Origin of the sequence: Clostridioides sp. ZZV15-6598 (assembly GCF_020657705.1) — a bacterium.
In the GTDB taxonomy this organism is placed as follows: Bacteria; Bacillota; Clostridia; order Peptostreptococcales; family Peptostreptococcaceae; genus Clostridioides; species Clostridioides difficile_F.
In genome coordinates, this window is sequence record NZ_JAGWCS010000397.1 from 1 (window position 1) to 214 (window position 214).

Consider the following 214-nt stretch of genomic DNA (forward strand, 5'->3'; position numbering starts at 1 on the left):
CAATTTTCAAACAATCATGTTGAATAATAACTAATTCTGTTGTATTATTGTAGTTGTAGAATAAAACTAAATCGGCAAAACTAGAGAAATTTAGTGACGCAAAGCTATAGGGACTAAGACTTGTAAAATATCTTATAAGTTATGTCAGCCAGTTGCCAAAAAGATATTTTTCTTTTTGTTTTTATGAAAGTTTTTTAGGGGGATAATAATATAT

General features: G+C 26.6%; 1 riboswitch.

What is annotated here, in order from left to right:
- The first annotated feature begins 63 nt into the window (after positions 1-63).
- Positions 64-160: riboswitch (cyclic di-GMP riboswitch) on the forward strand.
- Positions 161-214: the final 54 nt, after the last annotated feature.